This window comes from Spirosoma humi (assembly GCF_054776575.1).
The window spans coordinates 144852-163471 of record NZ_BAAHBR010000005.1; the positions used below are offsets into that span (position 1 = coordinate 144852).

Genomic DNA, 18620 nt, shown 5'->3' on the forward strand with positions numbered 1-18620 from the left:
CTGCGGTAATTTATCCATGATCGCTAGTTCCCGTCTGCGTATAGACCAGACGGTAGGAATCTTTATGTCTGATTGATTCACTTTCCCCTGGTCAGGAATCAATCAGTATAACCGGAATAAGCCTTTTCAGGCTATCCGTAACCATTTATCCATTTAACCTGATGGACACCAAACTGCTTATGCATTATGAAAAAAATATTTTATGTCCTGGTTGGCGCTGCGACCGTGCTGGCTATGGTTGGCGGGTTTCGATCGCGCCCCAAATCCCATAAACAAATGATCGATTTGCTCGGTCAGGCCAATCATAAACATCGGGACTATCGGAATGATTTTAGCCCGGAATCCGTACTCGCTCACCTGGACTCGATAGCGAAAAATTTTGAATCCAGCGAAATGGAAATGTACATGAGGGCCAATACGCTCCTCAAATTAGGCCAGGAGGCAAAAGCAATACCCCTGCTGGAAACGGTTAGTAAAGTACTGGAAGCTAGAAACCCGCGAGCAAGTCAGGTAGCCCTGTCCGATCTGGCCTTGGCTTATCTCAGGCTAGGCGAGCAGACCAATTGCCGGGCCAATCACTCGGCGGAGTCGTGCATTCTGCCTATTCAGGGAAAGGGAATTCATACTACTCAAACCGGCTCGAAAAAAGCCATCGAAATCTATGAAACCCTGCTGAAAAAGAACCCGGATGATATCGAATCGCGCTGGCTGCTCAACCTGGCCTACATGACGCTGGGCAAGTACCCGAAGGAAGTCCCTAAAGCCTGGCTTATTTCGAATATGGTCGATACCACCAACCGGGTTAATGCCTTTCAGGATATCGCTCAGCACCTGAACCTCGACGTTAATACGATGGCGGGTGGGGTTATTGTAGAGGATTTTGACCGGGATGGCTATCTGGACATTGCGCTGTCGGCCTGGGGGCTGGATGAGCCTATGCACTATTTTAAAAATAATGCGAATGGCACCTTCACGGATCAATCCGAGCAATCGGGGCTTGGCCAACTGACGGGTGGGTTGAACATGCTGCAAACCGATTATAACAACGATGGATATCCCGATATTTTTGTTCTCCGGGGAGCCTGGCAGGGTGAATACGGCGAGCAGCCCAACTCATTGCTTAAAAATAATGGTGACGGTACGTTTACCGATGTGACAACCGTCAGTGGGTTACTGTCCTTTCACCCTACCCAGACAGCAACCTGGGCTGATTTTAACAACGACGGCTGGCTGGACGTGTTCATCGGCAATGAAACCGGTAACTGGTTTCGAAGTAATGGAAAAGTCCATCCCTGTGAGCTCTATCTGAATAACCAGGATGGTACTTTCACTGAAGTAGCGCAGCAGGCAAACTGCGGTATTATCGGGTTTGTGAAGGGCGTTACGTCGGGCGATTTTGATAACGATGGCTGGAAGGATCTCTTTCTCTCCACCATGGATGGGAACCGATATTTGCTGAAAAACAAAGGCTCAGCTACACGAATACCTTCGTTTAAGGATGTAACGGCACTGGCAGGGCTCAATGACGAAACCTATAATAGTTTCACGACCTGGTTCTGGGACTACGATAACGATGGTTGGCTGGATATTTTTGTTGGCAATTATACATTCGAGAGATCGCTGGCTTATTATGAAGCTGCCGAAGCCCTGAAGCGGCCTGTTGGCAAGAATGGCCAAATTTGCCTCTACCGGAACAACCGAAATGGTACCTTTACCAATGTTTCTGCGGAAGCGGATGTGCAAAAAACAACCTTCTCGATGGGGGGTAATTTTGGCGACATCGACAATGATGGGTTTCTGGATATGTATCTGGGTTCGGGCAACCCCAACTATCGTTCGCTGGTTCCTAACAAACTATTTCTCAATAAGGGAGGGAAAACCTTCGCAGACGTAACAGCCTCGGCGCGGGTAGGCCATCTGCAAAAAGGGCATGGTGTATCCTTTGCTGATCTGGATAATGACGGGGATCAGGATGTGTATATCGAAATGGGGGGTGCATACATTGGCGACCGGTACCCAAACTCCTTTTACTTAAATCCCGGCCAGCGTGCAAATAATTGGATCTGTCTTACGCTGGAGGGCACTCATACAAACCGGATGGCTATTGGCTCGCAGGTTAAGCTAACGTTTCGGGAAAACGGTGTGCAGCGGAGCGTTTATCGTGACGTAAATTCAGGGGGAAGTTTCGGTGCTTCACCGCTCCGACGGGAAATCGGCATTGGCAAAGCCACGCTGATCGACAAAATTGAAATCCGCTGGCATGGCTCAAAAACGGTCCAGGTATTTCGGAACGTTCGTCCCAATCAATTTCTACGTATCACGGAAGGCAGTTCGAATGTGGAACGGGTTTCGCTCAAACCAATTCGTTTTTCCGCCGAGATCGCACCTGTTTGTAGGCCTTCTACCACGTTATAATGAGGCAGTAAGCCCAGAGTTAGCTTAACTTTGGGTCTCAATTTCTTACCCGTTTATTTATTTCACTAAAATAAAAATGACCATGGAGTCCAATGAACAAGTGCTGAAAAATCAGGAATCAATTCTGGCGAATCAGAGTGACATTCTCAAGAATCAGGAATCAATTCTGTCTAATCAGGAGAGTCTGGATTCGCTGCTGTCTAACCAGAAAACCATTATTCAAAACCAGGAATCAATTTTAGGTAACCAGGATGCTATCCTAAAAAACCAGGAGGCATTGGACAAGATTCTGGCCAATCAAGAAGAGATTTTGAAGTTACTGAATAAGTAAAGGTCTTCTGGCCTAACGGCTGTTCAATCCTAGTGCTAGTCAATAGAAAAGCCAACCCCACACATAGAGGGGTTGGCTTTATACTTCTACGTATAATAGCGCTACTCGATATAGCTATTTGTTCGTAGAGGATAGCTGTGCCACATCGATCTGCGCTTCTTTGATCACGTCAGGCACAAAATTGCGGTCAATCAGCTCATTCATTGGGGTTCGTTTTGTCAATAGCCCCATGCTCAGCCCCATATCCTCAATGCGGGACAAATCTTTATCGGTCGGGGTAAGATTTACATAACTCACACGTTTGGGATCAGCCGTGAGCACATATTTCAGGACTTTTTCATCCTGCCGGTAATAGGGTGCTACCAATTTTGCTGCTTCTGCCCGGTGCGTTTCGGCCCATGCTCCGGACTGGGCAATACCACGCACCAGATCCTTGACGATATCTGGCTGGCTTTTGATGAGATCTTCGTGGACAACCAGCGCACAAGAGATAAAACTGGGCCATATGTCGCGCGCATAATAAAGCACGCGTCCAACCCCATCGAGTTCTGCCTTCGCGCAGAAAGGCTCACCCACAAAGTAGGCATCGATCGCGCCAGCAGCCAGCGAGGTAGGCATGTCAGGCGGAGGCAGTACTACAAAGTTGATGTCGTTAGGCTGCATTTGATAATCCGCCATCAGCTTGTGAAAAACGAAATTCTGATTGCTGAACAGACTGGGAACCGCTACTTTCTTGCCCTTAAGGTCGACGAGGCTTCGGATCTTGCTGTTTTTGGCAACCACTACCTCCGAGCCGTCTCGGTGTCCGAGGTAGCAAATTTTTACGGGCACACCCTGTTCCCGTAGCTTCATTGCCAGGGGCACGATCATAAATGTGGCCTGAATCTGTTTCGCTTCCAGCGCACTGACGACCGTCGGGAAATCGGTAAAAACCCGCGAATTAAAATTCGTATTGGTCGCCGTTGTCTTGGATGCGAAATCGGTAACCGGGCAGGTCAGATGACAGGTTACGGGTAAAAAACCTACGGTGAGCTCCCGGTCGGCACTTTTGTTGCCGCCTTTATGAATAACTGCCGCACCAGAGCCCGAAAAACTGCCGAAGGGCCGATAACGAAGGAGCCCCAGGACTGTAATCACAGCGGCTACACCTATAAGGATTTTTATACCTGTTCGTTTCATCTTGTCTGCAAATTACTCTTAAACGTTTGATGAGTCAACGCGCTGCTATTCAGGCACACTACCGTCATTATCGAGGCCCAGCGCCTGCAGGATCATCCGCATGGCCTCAACGACCTCATCGTCTGCCAAGCCCCGTGGACGAGGAGCGGTAATCGGGAGTTCCTGGCAAACCGTTGCCGGTCTTTTCGATAACACCAGAACGCGATCCGCCAATTGAGCCGCTTCCTCGATATCATGCGTCACGAAAACAACCGTTCGCGGCTTTTTCTCCAGTACCCGTACCAACTCCCGTCGCATGGTCAATCGGGCCTGATAGTCAAGTGCGGAGAAGGGCTCGTCCATCAGCAGAATATCGGAATCACCAGCCAGCACCCTGGCTAACTCCGCCCGTTGCCGCATACCGCCAGACAATTGGTGAGGATAGTGATGCGCAAAACTCGTAAGATTTACCAGCGCAAGCAGTTCCTCTATTTCATTGTCCCGGCGCTTCTCGTCCTGCACCGCACGCAGGCCAATGCCGATATTCTCCCGGACTGTTAGCCACGGAAACAGTCCATCCTGTTGATATACTGTTCGGGCAGTGCCTTCCCGGCTGATCGTTCCGGACACGGGAGCTAGATGCCCCGATAGCAAATTCAATATGGTTGTTTTACCACAACCACTTGGGCCTACCAGAACAACTACTTCGCCAGCCTTGGCAGTAAGGGTAAGATTCTCCAATACGGCTACCTCGCCATAGCGATGAGATACCTGATCAACTACCAACTTGCTTGATTGCTTATCGCTCATAACCCCAACGTACAGCCGGTAATTTTGTTAACTGCGCCAAAAGACGATCGATACCCATACCGAGCGATCCTATTACGATCATATAACAAACGGCAGAGTCTAAGCGCAGTCCGTTCCGCGCTTCCCAGATACCATATCCCAACCCATCCTGACAACCAACCATCTCCGCAGCAACGATCACTACCCAGGCAATCCCATAACTCATGCGCAAGGCGGTAATTATTGGTGGAAGTACGGCCGGAAAGGTTACCTGCGATAAGAGTTCTATGCCGCTGTAGTTATAGTCTTTCGCTACCCGAAAGTAGATACTCGGAATGCCAGCTACAGCGACCATCGTAGCCAGTGTCATTGGAAAGAAAGTGGCCATAAATATCAGAAATATAGCGGGCTTATCGCCAATGTGAAACCACAGGATGGCAAATGGAATCCAGGCCAGTGGCGATAAAAAGCGAAAGAAATTAAGCATGGGGACAAGGGCCTGGCGCACCGGAAGACGTTGACCCAGCCACAAGCCAATGGGTATACCCAAACCCACTGCCAGGACAAATCCGATGACGACACGCCAAAGGGAGGCAACAATATCGTTCAGCAGACGACCTGCGGTTAATTCTTCTTTAAAGCTCAGAAATACAGCGGTAGGGGATGGAAAAGCATACTCAGGAAACAAGTTGATCGCTGAAATACCAAACCATAACAGGATTACTCCTAGCAATACCAGGATTGAAGAGAATCTGCCTAGCGGTGAATTTCCTTTTTTCGTCGGCGATGGTGGACTTTGCATAGGTACGATGGTTGGCTTCAGCATTATTCCAGCTTTTCCTGCGTTCTGCCGCAGTTCAGCATCATTTGTCCCATGTAGGGATTATTCACCTCTTCGGTTGCACTTAGCCAGTTTGCTCCCCGATTGTTGCGTGCCATAGGGCAATATTGATAGTAGAGCGGAGAATTGTTAGCCCGAAATGCTTTCACAACGGCATACACCGCTTCACTGACATCGGCAAGACCTGATCGAGCCTGGTCAATATCGGTACTGCTACGGATCACGACCAAACCCGTTTTCAATTTGGATGATTGAATGAAATAAAAATCCATTTGCTCACCTGTCAGTTTCGATACATCAATTGTTTCGATTGTTGCCAGCAGGTTAGTAGCCGCCGTCTTTGCGCCAGCCAGGCTATCCCCAATCAATGCCTGATTCAACTTGAAATAGCTGCTAACCAAACCGCGGATTTGATCTTTAACAATGGGGGCCGCATTGGTAAATAACGGCATCGATACGGTCGTTACGTCGCTCTGGGAATCAGTCGTATGAGTCGTCTCATCCCGGCGAGATGAACATGAACAATGCAAAAAGATGGCAATTACGCCAATGATGGCAAGTGATGGCAAACCAGGAGGCCGTTTCATAGCCGCGAATTTATAAGTTCCTGGCAATATCTTGCTAAGATGCAGCTGGTTACCGCTTTTATTCTCTCAAACATGGTGTATGATGGATTGAGTTGGGAAGGGATTAAAACCAGCGGCTTAGTAAGAGGGTCTGGCAAGCTTTGGAACTGGCTAATCCGCTAGAACCTCCCCAATCGCTACCACAAAACGGGAAGCCGTTGATTAAAATAGCAAGCACGCCATGCTAAAGACCTAATCCAGTGGCTACACCTCCCTAATCTGCCGATTTATAAACAATTCCGACTAGATCGTCTTCTAGCTTAGATTGATCTCCGCTTAATTGGCTCTATATTGATCAGACGTTTGTCTTCTTACTCTTTATCCGATATGACCATCACTTTTGAAGCCGTTACCTTACCATTCAAAGTCGGCGATACGATTTATGTCAACGAGAAACATGGTCAGCAGTTAGACCAGCAAACAGGGCCGGTAGATGAGTATTTTCAAGCCGAAATAGAACGTATTTTCTTTGATGGCCGCCTAGAGGAAATTAGTGTGATTACCGACCCGGTCGAGTCCTACGAAATGAATATCAGGACGGCCATTTATGTGGTCAAACCAATTGGCAAAGACCAGGACTTAGCGAGTACGCCCATCAAGCTCGATCTACCCATCAAGGAACCCAAATTGTTTGCTACTGAAGAGGAGTTGAAAAAGTTTTTGGCCGAGCGGAATCAGATCGATGATACCATCACACCCGCCAAACCTGACTAGTCTAGCGGGATCTTATTCGCTGGGCAAATTGGTTTGCAGCCAGTACTGGCCCATTTGGGTAATCATATCCAACTGGTTTTTAAACTCAACCTGCTTTCGAATAAACGAGTTGGCTCCGGCTCGGTAACAATCCCGAATTTCATCCGAATTAGCCTCCGCACTCATCATCACAACTGGTATAAGTTGATAGGCAGGATTTTGTTTTAACTGAAGTAGCGTCTGGTAACCATCCATCACAGGCATGTGCCGATCCATCAGAATCAGGGAAGGCAACTGCTCCAGTTGTGGGAGTGCATTGAGCAGGGCCTGGCCATGTTCGAAAAGGATTACTGGATATTGCGGAAACGATAAGCTAAACAGTTTCTGTACAATGAATCTAAAATCGGCTTGGTCATCCACCACACAAATCACCCCTACTTTGTTCATAAATCACTCTAAGCCAATGGCTCTAAAGGATGAGAACAGAGCTGATAGGGTATTGTTCAGAATCAGACGATTTTATAGGCAAGTGCAGAACGGGCAAGTAATCCGTCATTGCGAGCACGATAAAACTACGAATTGAGTGGAAGGTATGCGAAATTATACTTACTGGCCGGTTAGCGACTGGCAACGAGATTAATTTGTGATTAACGGTGGGTTACTTTTTATAGACCCCCGTATTAAAGGCAAATCATTCACCATCACTCATACATATATCTTATGAAAACAGTTAAATCAGCGTTGTTCGTTGCTGCTATGTTTACGCTGGCTTTCGCCTGCCAGTCCAAGAAAACAGAGTCCGAAAAAACCGGGCAAGATACAGCGACAGTTGTCGAGAGCGAAACGATCGTAAGTGGTGACAGCATGGAAGTTATCACGGATACAGCTAAGATTGCTATGCCCGATTCAGTGAAAAAATAAGTCTGCTTGACTTTGTCTAAAACGAAAGCCCTGACAAGTACTTGTCGGGGCTTTCGTTTTAGACAAAGTCAGTGCGCATGGCCAATCCGGATAGGATGGTACGTAAAGCTGTCAGAATAAGTTAACCAGATTTTTGTTACCCTTTATTTAACACCTGTCTGGATGTCCTTTTCTTGAGAGCCCAGTAAAAGTACTTATCTGCTCTATTTCTTTTATGACGCTGGCTGTATCTGCTAGTAACTCAGGTCAAACTAAGGATGCCAAGAAAGGCTACTGTGGCAGAAACTAAAAAGCAGGTTGTGGCCGATAAGGCCGATCTGAACACGAACAAAGCGGTCTGGCAAGCTGATTAACTGACAGGCGACGAAGCGGACTGAAAGCCGATCACTGGTATTGGTGGATTGACCGAAAGCGGAATAAACGAGTCGTGTCAGCAGTACCCTGCCTATCGAAAAGGCAATCGGGTGAATCAGAAGGATAGACTATTGATCGTCTGGTTATTGGTAAAGTCGTATTGGTGTGTGGTAAAAGCCTCTCCCGACTGCTCAACCAGCCGAAACCCCCGGTAAGCAGTTCCCCAGCTACTTCCGAAATGGGCGTCGAATAGTAAGGCTGTTTTGCCGTACAGAATGCCTAAATCCCGGGTATGATCGTGGCCGTGGAAGACTGCCCGAATAATGGGGTAATCGGTCAAAACACCCAGTATGCCTGTACAGATATCCGTTGCCTGGGCATTGTGAATGAAGGGAATGTGCATGAACAAAAACGCTGGCACCGACGACCGTACGGACTTCATGGTTTGCCGGAGCCAGACATCATCCCCGCAGAGCGTATCGCCTGCTTCGTTGGATGTGTCGAGCAGAATAAGCGTTGCGTTGTCGCGTTCCACCACATGGTTCGTGTCATAGCCCCATAGTTGTTGCCAGGTAGCAACACTAACCCGGTCGTGGTTGCCCCGCGTAACGTAGTACGGAACCGGCAATTGATCCAGGTAGGCCTTAGCTTTCGGCAGCAAGCCATTGTTCCCCTCGTGCACCAAATCGCCATTGACGACTACAAATTGAAGCGGTGTGGTCTGGTGGGTTAGGCGTAAAGCCGCTAGTAAATCCGTATAATATTGGTCTGATGGAGTCGATGGCTCGCCCAGATGACCATCAGAAGCAACCGCGAACCGTACGGGCAAAACAGCGGGTGTGGGAACAGTCATAACTGAACTTCGACAGGCGGTCCAAACGCCGACTGATGCGCTGCCTAGGGTAGCTTTTAAGAAAAACCGGCGACTGATACTATTCATAAGCACAACGGGCTAGCGATAACCTTCTCAGGCCAAAAGAAGGGTTTATACTTAAAAACGGCATTAGCTTGGCATTAAACATTGATTAGTCTAAGGGTGCTGGACGGTAGAGCGATTTATGAGTTATCTGCCTTGGCGTGAATTGAAAGGTAAAAGATTACCCAAGCCGTAGGTAATGGGACCCGTCGCATTGCCTACGGCTTGGGTAAAGGGTTTTGTTTAATACCAACTTAGAACAGGACTTCAAAAACTCGATCCTGAGTCGGCTTATACGCTTGAATTTGTTTGGACCGGTCTGAATGACGAGCGAATTCAATAAATTTTTGGAAGTGCTCCGATGATTTGTTGCTCTTACGTTGGAAACTGCCAACAGCACAACCATTCATCCCCAATTTTTGCCATTAGTACGGATTTAGAGAGAAAAAACATAAGGTACCTTGCATCGCATAGTACCTTATTGTACCTTTGGTTCAGGAAATTAACGAAAGCCAATACACCAATGAATATAGAAAATGCTCAGGTGCAAATGCGGAAGGGAATTCTGGAATTCTGCATTTTGCACATCATATCGAGAGGGGAAATATATGCCTCCGATATGCTCGACGAGCTGACTTCCGCCAGAATCATGGTTGTAGAGGGTACGCTGTACCCACTGTTAACCCGCTTGAAAAATGCCGGTCTGCTCGATTATAAATGGGTAGAATCTACATCGGGGCCGCCACGCAAATATTATATCCTGACCGACCTCGGCCGCAATTCGCTGGAAGCCCTCAACGACACCTGGCAGGAACTTGCCGAATCCGTTAATGCGATTATTGGAAAAGTTGATCTACATAAAAAGATTACAAACGGGGCTGTTGCCGTTTCGCCTTCACCCGATCCACTCATTCCTCCAGCCAACGCTTAACCTATTCCCTTCATAAAACCGCAACGTCGGACCGCAATGAAAAAGACCATCAGTATTAATATTAGTGGCGTCATCTTTCACATTGAAGAGGATGGCTACGACAAATTGAAGAATTACCTGTCTACGGTTCAGCAGTATTTCTCGACTTACGAAGACAGCCAGGAGATTGTAACGGATATTGAAAACCGGATTGCCGAAAAGCTTTTGGCGAAACTGAAAGCGGCCGACAAGCAGGTTGTGTCCCTCGACGATGTGAATGAACTCGTTGCGGCTATGGGTACCGTAGCGGACTTCGAAGCCGTGGAGGAAGAAGAAGTGCTGGTTACCAACGGGGGCCGCCATTCGGCAACATCGGCGGGAAGCGCTCAGGCAAAAGGCAATCCGGCGGGCGGCTCTGCAACGACATTTGCGCCAAACCCCAACCCGGCCGTATCGTATGAGCCCCGCCGACTGGTGCGTGACCTGCGCCGGAAAACGCTGGGTGGTGTCTGTGCCGGACTAGCTCACTATTTCAATATGGACGTGGTGTGGGTACGGCTCATTTTTGTCGCGCTGTTCATTGGTTTACCGGCTCTGAGTGGAGCGTCCAACGGGCCCGGTGAGTTTTTCGGTGGCCTGAGTGGGTTTACGTTCATTGTTTACATTGCCATGTGGATTGCCCTGCCCGGCGTCGTGACGATTGAAGATGACAAAACGGTCAAGAAGTTTTTCCGTAACCCTGAAGATAAAGTACTGGGGGGCGTCGCTTCCGGAATTGCTGCCTACTTCGGCATCGATACGGGCATTGTTCGGTTGTTGTTTGTGCTGGGTATTGTGTTTTTTGGCGTAGGTTTTCTGTTGTACCTGGTTCTCTGGATGATCGCGCCGACGGCCAATACGCTTACCGAAAAAATGGAGATGCAGGGCCAGCCTATCACGTTGTCTAATATCGAGAACAGCATCAAACAAAACCTGAATATCAACGAAACGGCAACGAATGAAAGCGCCCTGACACGCATTCTGCTGTTTCCCTTTCGAGCCATTGCAACGGTCATTGGCGGCCTTGGCCGGGCGCTGGGACCCCTGTTGAATGGTGTTGTGTCGCTGATCCGGGTTTTTGCCGGGGTCATTATGCTCCTGCTGGCTTTTTCGTTCATGATCGCCTGTCTCGCCTTTATCGGGGCGGCCATTGGGATCTGGTCAAGCACAGGCTTTGGCCCCGGTGGGTTTCCTTCCGACTTGATTCGGGCCGACGTAACGGCTCCGATGGTCCTGTCGGGAATTGTGGTAGGCATTATTCCTGCCTTCGCGCTGGCGGTGCTGGGCATCATGCTGATCACCACGCGGGCCGTCATCACCACGCGTACGGCCCTTACCCTGGGCGGTATATGGCTTGTGGGGCTGGTTGTCTTCGGGGGAACGGTAACGCCACTGATCAGCAGCTTTCAGCGCCGGGGAACGGTCGAAGAAACGAAAGTATTGAACGTGCCGGCGGCCATCCCGCTGTTCGCCCTGAATGATGTCGATGATGACAGCGACAATTGGAATGACCGTCCGTCAATTGATTTGAAAGGATACGAAGGTGCGACGCTGAGTCTTGTCCAATCCTTTCGGGCACAGGGGCGTACCCGTGCCGAAGCACAGGCCAACGCGAAGCAGATTCGTTATGTTTATGCCATCAAGGACTCGGTTGTGCGGTTCGATAATTCGATGGAGTTGTTGCCCAAAGCGCGTTTCAGGGGGCAGGACCTCGATATGGATTTGATGATTCCGTACGAGAAGCCATTTCGGATGACCGAAGATTTCGCCCGCTATATCCGGAACGAGTTTGGTCAACGTGAACTGGACCGCATGTCGTCCAGCCTCTGGAAATTCACCAAGGAGAATGGTCTCGTCTGTATCAATTACCCGCGCGAAAAAGACCATGATGGCAACGATGAAGACAACGACGTAACCGATCTGACCGACGATGTACAAAGTGCCGTTGCCAGTGAATTGGGTGATGATTTTGACCGCATCAGTGACCATACGCGCCAGTTCAATATAACCGCCTTCTCGAAAGTAAACGTAGCCGGTGCCTTTGTGGTCCGTTTCCGTAAAGGAGATACCTACAAAGTGATTGCCGACGGTCGTGAGGATGACATGAGTGACATGGACGTTCGGGTAAACGGGAGCACGCTGGAAGTGAAAATTGATCGGAAAGGAGGCCTGTTCGACTGGAACAACCGCAAACGGGTCGGCCTGACCATCACCGTGCCAAACATCGACGAACTGAAATTGTCGGGGGCTTCCAAAGCGAGCCTTGTTGGTTTCGGTAACTACAAAAACCTGTACATCGACATGAGCGGTGCCTGCCGGACGGTTTTCGACGGGACGGTGGAGAAGCTGACGATTCAGCTATCGGGCGCATCGAATGCCGTGTTGCGGGGTCATGTCGATCAACTGGAAGCGGATTTGAGCGGGGCCAGTAAAATCGAAGCTACCGGGCTGAATATCGATAAAGCGTCGGTGGATGCCAGCGGGGCCAGCCACGCTACACTTGGTCATGTTGGATCACTTGATTCGGAAACGTCAGGTGCCAGCAAAGTGACTCGTCAGTAACGATTGCTTTATCTTGAAAACGGCTGCAGAAGTGGCGGGGCTTTGTTTAGGATTTCCAGACAAACCGGCCAGTTCTGCAGCCGTTTTTCACGGAAAAATTAACTCAAATGAGCCAGTAACCGTACTTTTTTGTCGGTCTCTTTACCCCTCCCCCCCCTGAAGGGGACTTTGTTCACAAGTGAGTAAAGTCCCCTTCAGGGGGGTAGGGGTAAAGAGACGAAGAAAATTAATCCAAATATAAACTACTCATGTCTCGAACTCACCATCTACTAATACTCATTGCTTCTCTAGTTACTTTCTCGACAGGCTATGCCCAACAGCCTGATACCTTATGGACGCGCCTGCTGAAGGAGAATACGCTGTTACTACAACCGGGTCCAGCCGGTTTTACGGGAAGAGGATGGGACTTGATTCAGGCGGGTGTTAAAGACAACCAATATGTACTGATTGGGGAAGATCATTTTATGGCTGAAATTCCCTACTTCACCGAGCAGGTTTTGAAGACGGCTCCATTCAACACCTTCGCGCTGGAAGTAGATCCCTACATTGCGCAGCTACTGAACCAAAAGCTTGCTCAGACAGATACGGCGTCACTCATGAAATGGGCCGTTCAGGCCGGGCCGGCACTCTCATTTTACAGCTTGCAGGAAGAGTTTCACATGCTTCGGGAAGCAAGCCGTAGGCACACATCGTTGATCGGTCTCGATCAGATCATGATGATGTCGGACCCGCTACTTTACGATGAGCTGGCACACAGAGCCGCCCGACCCAGCACACGCCAGCGGTATACCGCAATGAGCGAACGGGCTAAGGTCTCGGCTAACAAAGCCGCGCTGAATTTGAGCCACCCCATGTACATGCAAAGTGCAGCTTTCGAGGAGGATGTTGCCGCTCTAAAAAAGGAGCCCCTGTCGGCTCAGGAGAAAGAAATACTGGACGCGGTTCAACTATCAGCCCGTATTTACAAGACCCAGAGCCATGCTCTACGCGTACAGTTAATGAAGCACCAGCTTATGGCGGCCTTTCCGTCGGCTATAAAAGACAAGAAGGTGCTGGTTAAACTGGGTGCCATGCATTGCGCCCGTGGGGAGAGTTACCTGACTGTATATGACTGCGGAAACCTGCTTAGCAACCTGGCTGAGAGCGAGTATAAGAGCTCGTATCACATAGCCATTTTCGGGAAAAACGGCATCCAGGGAAGTCCATTCAAGGCGTTGCCTGCCCGGAAATTAGATCCTGATAATGGGGATTTAAAGTTTGTAAAGCCATTTTTTGACGCTACGCCCACGGATAGCTGGGTTGTTTTCAACCTGTTGCCTATCCGTAAAGCATTACAAAAGCAAAAGATCAACATCGATGATGTTGATCTTCGCAGAACGATTCTGGGTTACGATGCCCTGGTGATTTTTCCAACCGCGCATCCTTCGCACAGTCTGAATTAATGACATTCAGATACATCGCGTTTTCATGAATCGTAAATTTTATCGAACCAGATATTTTTTTGAACCACAGAGGCACGGAGGACACAGAGATTTCATCACCGTTTTACTTTATGTAACAAGCGATCTCTGTGTTCTCCGTGCCTCTGTGTTTTATCTCTTTTTTGAGCTTTCAGAGACGACCTATTTCTTCAACTCGGCTTCTTTTTCTACGCGCTCCTGGGCTACAGCTACTTCTTTTTCCTGCTGCTTATTCTCCCGTTCGAATACGTTGATCAACACGATAAAGTAGGAGAGGAGCAAGGGACCGACGACTAGCCCCAGAATGCCGAAAATAGGAACGCCCAGCACAATGCCCGCCAGGGTGACCAGTGGGTGAATATCGCCCATGCGCTTGGCCAGCATGATGCGAAGCAGGTTGTCGATGTTGATAATAACGACAACGCCCACCACCAAAATACCAATGCCCTGACTTGTATTGCCCTGCGATAGCTGAATCAGTCCGGCTGGTCCCCAGACGAGGGGCGTGCCCAAAACGGGTATGAAGGCCATAAAGAAAGCGACCGTACCCCAGAATAGCGCATCGGGAACGCCAAATATCCACAGTGTAACGCCTGTCAGCAAGCCCTGCACAAAACTAACCAGCGCCTGTCCCAGCACATTGGCGTTAACGTTGTTTTTGAGGGATTCCCCAAGTTCTTTCTGTGTGTCGTGTTTAAACGGCAGGTATTTTCTAAGCCCTTTCTGAAAGGCTTCCTGCTGCACAAACATGAAATACATCGTGAAAAACATCAGGCCCAAAATGACAATGAAATCCAGGGCACCACCTGCCAGTGATGGTAGCAGCCGACTGGCATACGTACCGCCCTGCCGGAGAATGGCCTGGATGTTTTGCTGGCTGGTAATCTGGTAACCGGTTAACTCTTCGGCTTTCTTGGCCAGGTTCAGGATGTCTTCGGTATGTTGTGAATAGTACTGGATGCGATCAATCAGCAGCAGGCTTAGCGTGAGGAAAGGCATGATAATCACAACGACAGAAAAGATGATCAGCAGCGTAGTGACCAGGGGCCGATTCCAGTTTCGTTTAATGGCCAGGGCCGTAAACCAGGGGCGGAAAACTACATAGAGAATGCCAGCTCCCAGAAAAGCCGATATGTAGCCACTTAAGCCGAAAATAATGAAGCCTGCAATAATAATCAGGCTTGTAATTAGTAAAATGCGTTGTTGCTGGGGTGTATAAATCGTATTCATAGGTTCGCGTAATGCCACATTAATGAGCGTATTTATTAAAAAAGTAATAAATACAGGCAATTGTTTAACTCAAGGCACTGGCAACCTTAAAAGGAAGCGAGGGCGAAAAAGAGAAAAGCTTACTGCAGTCTCTCTTTCGCCCTCGCTATTCGCGCGTCCTGGTAGACCCCATGACGAAATGGGTAGAATTACTTAGCACTCGGTTGCGCTCAGCGCCAACCCGGCTTCTGATGTTTCCTTGTACTTAGTCGACATATCGCGGCCGGTGGCTTTCATAACTTTAATGACCGCATCGAGCGAAATTTTCTGAAACGAAGCCGCCCCCGATGTCGCCAGCAAATAAGCATTATAGGCTTTTATGGCCCCCATAGCGTTGCGCTCGATGCACGGAATCTGTACATAACCGCCAATGGGGTCGCAGGTCATGCCGAGGTGATGTTCAATGCCGATTTCGGCAGCGGCTTCGATAGGCCCAATGTCGCTGACAGCCTGGGCGCAACGGGTCAGGAAAGCCGCTCCCATGGCCGAAGCCGAGCCAATTTCGCCCATACATCCCATTTCGGCTCCTGAAATACTGGCGTTGTGCTTGATCAGAAATCCGATAACGGCGGCCGCCAGCATACCCGCCCGCATCGTCGCCCGGTCGTAGTGAAAATGATGTTTGGCCAGAAAAGTCAAGCCCGGAATGACGCCCGATGCGCCCGAGGTAGGAGCCGTCACAACGATGCCTCCTGCCGCGTTTTCTTCCGATGCCGCCAGGCAGTAAGCATTTAAAAAAATGAGGAAGCTGTCCGAGCGGAGAGCCGCCCCCGGCTGGTTCATGCCTTTTGCCTGCTGGAATAAGATAGGCGCTTTCCGACTCAGCCTGATATTGCCCGGTAACACGCCTTTGTGCTTAAGCCCGCGCCGGACGGCTTTGTGCATAAAGTCCAGAATCTGGTCGATTCGCTGGTTTATTTCGGCACGGCTTCGGTTGGTCAACGCCATTTCGTTCGCCATCAAGAGCTCCTCCAGCGACAGGGAATGAGTGTTTAGATGATCTTTCAGTTTGGCCATCGTACTGTACGGATAGGGCACGGTATGGGTGCTGGCACTGGCTTCCGGCTCTCCCTTGCGAATAATGAATCCGCCCCCAATGGAGTAATATTCTTCTTCGGCCAACACCTGATCGCCCGTTGTTAATTTGAGCACCATTGTGTTGGCGTAGGGTGATTCATACCGTTTTCGTTCGAAATGAATCTGTGACGCGCCAATACCGATGGTTTGGTCACCCAACGAAACGGGGTATAAAAATGCGGGGTCGCGTAATAACTTCAGCATCGCTATAGGGTCCGTTGTTTCGGGTTGCCAGCCCAACAGACCCGCCACTACCGCACGGTCGGTCCCATGTCCTTTCCCGGTTGCACTCAGGGAGCCGTATAGATACACATGAATAGCGTCGGCTCGCTGCCGGGTGTCGGCCGGTAGCTGAGCCAGTCGTTGCCGGAAATCAAAGGCCGCTTTCATCGGGCCAATGGTATGCGAACTCGACGGCCCCGGCCCCACCTTAAACAGGTCGAAGACAGACGTGGTGATAGGCGAAGTGGTCATATTGATGAAGTTGATGGCGCAGGGCCGGGCCACGTTGGCTGAACCCGTGCGCGAATACCGTAAACCTACTACTGTAAACTCACCGGTCCAAACCCCTGATTTGATCGAGGTATTCCGTTGGCAGCAGCACGCGCTGCACCACAGAACGGAGACCAAGAACGTTCAGGACTTTATACAAGCCGATCGTGTACGTCAGAAACGGTTTTTGGGGTAGGTTCAGTCGCTGGCTGACCTGCCTCGGAACCAAAACGGCCTGCGCCTGCCGGAGCAGATCATAACGCCAGTTTCCCAGTTGTTCACGATACCGCTGAAACAGCTTATCCGTAAATTCACTTCTGACCAGATCGCGGTTCAGGTGGGCTTCCCGGTCGATTTGCCAGTCTGCGTAATTCGTCGGCAGATCAGGCACATGCATCCCCGCACCCACTTCCCGGAAGGTGGCGAATACGTCTTCCCGCTCGGGGTTCGTCAGCGGGCGGTGGAGGGTTTCGAAAGCTCGTACGGAGTAATCGATCAGCATATACAACACATCGCGATAGGCCCAGTCGGGAATCTGATAGCCCCGCTTCTGCTCAACGCCCCCGTGAATAGCACTCATCCGGGCAATGGCCTGCCGGGCTTTCTCATCCGACGAGAAGACGATATCCTGCGCGTAGCGCACCGTCGAAAAGAGCCGGGCGATGGGGTCAGCCGGGAGCTTGCCCGTAAAAAATAACCAGTCTACCGCCCGGTTCAGCGCGAATTCGGCGGCCGAACCGGCAAAAACAAGAAGAATAACGTCCGCATCGCCCCATATCTGGCGAGTGATTGAGTCGGGTTTGACGAAGAAATGCATTGATTTACAGTCTCGATAGCCATTTGTGATCAAGTCGTTCTTCAGCACGGTCTATTCGAAAATAGTGTGGGAAAAACCAACTGATCGCTACAAGGATAAGACAACAAATTCAACGCGTCGGTTCTTTCGTTTATTATCTTCTGTATCATTGGGGGCGGCCGGTTTGCTACTGCCATAGCCTGCATGCCGTAGTCGTCGTTCCGAAATGCCGTTGTCGATGAGGTAGCGGGTAATGATTCGGGCCCGGTTTTCGGATAGTGCCTGATTGAGTCGTCGGTCGCCTACATTATCGGTATGCCCGGCAATCTCAATAACCAGCTTAGGCATACTCATTAACGTTCTGACCAGCTTATCTAACTGCGGATAGGACGCTGGCCGGAGCACGTAGCTGCTTTGGTCGAAATAGACATTGTCTAATCGAAACGCCTGATTGACTTCCAGGTTTCGAAACACACTGTCGACTTTTGGGTCTTCTTTTTCAAGCCGGATCACGTAGCCACAATCGGCACACCCATCGCTTGACACGACCAGCAACTCCTCGACTTCATAGTAGCCGGGGGCACTGGCCAAAACGTTTATGGTATCTGTACGCATTAACGTGAACGAATAGGGGCTCGTCCGTTTGCTTTCGCCAATGAATTTCTGTTTGGCCTGCTTGGCCTGAATTGTGAATTTAGCCGCTATCACCGCCGATGTTTTATCATCTACGGCCGAAATCGTGAACGGCATGTGCTGGCGTTCAGCCGGTTGCCGGATAAGAGGCCTTTTTCCCTGGCCGAATGTATTAAGCAGACTCAGCAGATGGAAAAGAACAAGAAACAAAAGGCGCATTTGGGTACAGTAGATGGGCGTCAAGACCCATACTGCAAATAAAATGCCGGATATGAAATCATTGCTTTTCGGGGCCTGCGCTGCCTGATACGTTGTCTGTAAAGACAATTGAGCCCAAT

At 49.7% G+C, this 18620-nt stretch carries 17 protein-coding genes; 7 read left to right on the top strand and 10 right to left on the bottom strand.

Annotated features, from left to right (window positions below):
• Nucleotides 1-186: 186 nt before the first annotated feature.
• On the top strand, nucleotides 187-2415 hold the full coding sequence (locus ACYU8Y_RS07540; protein ID WP_460935797.1) for an FG-GAP-like repeat-containing protein: 2229 nt from the start codon (nucleotides 187-189) through the stop codon (nucleotides 2413-2415).
• A gap of 82 nt (nucleotides 2416-2497) precedes the next feature.
• Nucleotides 2498-2746: a hypothetical protein gene (locus ACYU8Y_RS07545; RefSeq protein ID WP_460935799.1), complete on the top strand. Its 249-nt coding sequence runs from the start codon at nucleotides 2498-2500 to the stop codon at nucleotides 2744-2746.
• 114 nt (nucleotides 2747-2860) lie between these two features.
• Here ACYU8Y_RS07545 and ACYU8Y_RS07550 read toward each other — a convergent pair whose 3' ends face one another.
• From ACYU8Y_RS07550 to ACYU8Y_RS07565, 4 genes are all read right to left on the bottom strand, one after another.
• Nucleotides 2861-3925, bottom strand: a complete 1065-nt coding sequence (locus tag ACYU8Y_RS07550; RefSeq protein ID WP_460935801.1) for an ABC transporter substrate-binding protein — start codon at nucleotides 3923-3925, stop codon at nucleotides 2861-2863.
• 45 nt (nucleotides 3926-3970) lie between these two features.
• A complete protein-coding gene (locus tag ACYU8Y_RS07555; RefSeq protein ID WP_460935803.1) occupies nucleotides 3971-4714 on the bottom strand; it encodes an ABC transporter ATP-binding protein in 744 nt (247 codons plus the stop codon).
• On the bottom strand, nucleotides 4704-5426 hold the full coding sequence (locus ACYU8Y_RS07560; protein ID WP_460935805.1) for an ABC transporter permease: 723 nt from the start codon (nucleotides 5424-5426) through the stop codon (nucleotides 4704-4706). Before ACYU8Y_RS07560 ends, ACYU8Y_RS07555 begins: the two co-directional genes overlap by 11 nt.
• Before the next feature lie 92 nt (nucleotides 5427-5518).
• A complete protein-coding gene (locus ACYU8Y_RS07565) occupies nucleotides 5519-6121 on the bottom strand; it encodes a DUF3347 domain-containing protein (RefSeq protein WP_460935807.1) in 603 nt (200 codons plus the stop codon).
• A gap of 366 nt (nucleotides 6122-6487) precedes the next feature.
• Here ACYU8Y_RS07565 and ACYU8Y_RS07570 point away from each other — a divergent pair, with 366 nt between their 5' ends.
• Nucleotides 6488-6874 carry a hypothetical protein gene (locus tag ACYU8Y_RS07570; protein WP_460935809.1) on the top strand — a complete coding sequence of 129 codons (387 nt, stop codon included), beginning with the start codon at nucleotides 6488-6490 and terminating at the stop codon, nucleotides 6872-6874.
• Nucleotides 6875-6886: 12 nt separating this feature from the next.
• Here ACYU8Y_RS07570 and ACYU8Y_RS07575 read toward each other — a convergent pair whose 3' ends face one another.
• Nucleotides 6887-7300 carry a response regulator gene (locus tag ACYU8Y_RS07575; protein WP_460935811.1) on the bottom strand — a complete coding sequence of 138 codons (414 nt, stop codon included), beginning with the start codon at nucleotides 7298-7300 and terminating at the stop codon, nucleotides 6887-6889.
• Nucleotides 7301-7573: 273 nt separating this feature from the next.
• Here ACYU8Y_RS07575 and ACYU8Y_RS07580 point away from each other — a divergent pair, with 273 nt between their 5' ends.
• The gene (locus tag ACYU8Y_RS07580) at nucleotides 7574-7774 is read left to right on the top strand and encodes a hypothetical protein (RefSeq protein WP_460935813.1); all 201 of its coding nucleotides are present in this window, start codon (nucleotides 7574-7576) and stop codon (nucleotides 7772-7774) included.
• A 469-nt stretch (nucleotides 7775-8243) separates the two neighbouring features.
• Here ACYU8Y_RS07580 and ACYU8Y_RS07585 read toward each other — a convergent pair whose 3' ends face one another.
• Nucleotides 8244-8981, bottom strand: a complete 738-nt coding sequence (locus ACYU8Y_RS07585) for a metallophosphoesterase family protein (RefSeq protein WP_460935815.1) — start codon at nucleotides 8979-8981, stop codon at nucleotides 8244-8246.
• Between the two features lie 586 nt (nucleotides 8982-9567).
• Here ACYU8Y_RS07585 and ACYU8Y_RS07590 point away from each other — a divergent pair.
• The 3 genes from ACYU8Y_RS07590 (at nucleotide 9568) to ACYU8Y_RS07600 (ending at nucleotide 13997) form a co-directional block, all read left to right on the top strand.
• Nucleotides 9568-9975 carry a PadR family transcriptional regulator gene (locus tag ACYU8Y_RS07590; RefSeq protein WP_460935817.1) on the top strand — a complete coding sequence of 136 codons (408 nt, stop codon included), beginning with the start codon at nucleotides 9568-9570 and terminating at the stop codon, nucleotides 9973-9975.
• Between the two features lie 36 nt (nucleotides 9976-10011).
• On the top strand, nucleotides 10012-12555 hold the full coding sequence (locus tag ACYU8Y_RS07595; RefSeq protein WP_460935819.1) for a PspC domain-containing protein: 2544 nt from the start codon (nucleotides 10012-10014) through the stop codon (nucleotides 12553-12555).
• A 248-nt stretch (nucleotides 12556-12803) separates the two neighbouring features.
• On the top strand, nucleotides 12804-13997 hold the full coding sequence (locus tag ACYU8Y_RS07600) for a hypothetical protein (protein ID WP_460935821.1): 1194 nt from the start codon (nucleotides 12804-12806) through the stop codon (nucleotides 13995-13997).
• A gap of 180 nt (nucleotides 13998-14177) precedes the next feature.
• Here the strand turns inward: ACYU8Y_RS07600 and ACYU8Y_RS07605 are convergent, their stop codons facing one another.
• The 4 genes from ACYU8Y_RS07605 to ACYU8Y_RS07620 all read right to left on the bottom strand — a co-directional run bounded on the left by ACYU8Y_RS07605 (nucleotide 14178) and on the right by ACYU8Y_RS07620 (nucleotide 18501).
• Nucleotides 14178-15245 (bottom strand): AI-2E family transporter, encoded by a 1068-nt coding sequence (locus ACYU8Y_RS07605; RefSeq protein ID WP_460935823.1) that lies wholly within the window; start codon nucleotides 15243-15245, stop codon nucleotides 14178-14180.
• A gap of 192 nt (nucleotides 15246-15437) precedes the next feature.
• A complete protein-coding gene (locus tag ACYU8Y_RS07610; protein WP_460935825.1) occupies nucleotides 15438-16835 on the bottom strand; it encodes an L-serine ammonia-lyase in 1398 nt (465 codons plus the stop codon).
• A gap of 79 nt (nucleotides 16836-16914) precedes the next feature.
• Nucleotides 16915-17670: an oxygenase MpaB family protein gene (locus ACYU8Y_RS07615; protein WP_460935827.1), complete on the bottom strand. Its 756-nt coding sequence runs from the start codon at nucleotides 17668-17670 to the stop codon at nucleotides 16915-16917.
• A gap of 87 nt (nucleotides 17671-17757) precedes the next feature.
• Nucleotides 17758-18501 carry an OmpA family protein gene (locus ACYU8Y_RS07620; RefSeq protein ID WP_460935829.1) on the bottom strand — a complete coding sequence of 248 codons (744 nt, stop codon included), beginning with the start codon at nucleotides 18499-18501 and terminating at the stop codon, nucleotides 17758-17760.
• Nucleotides 18502-18620 lie beyond the last annotated feature (119 nt).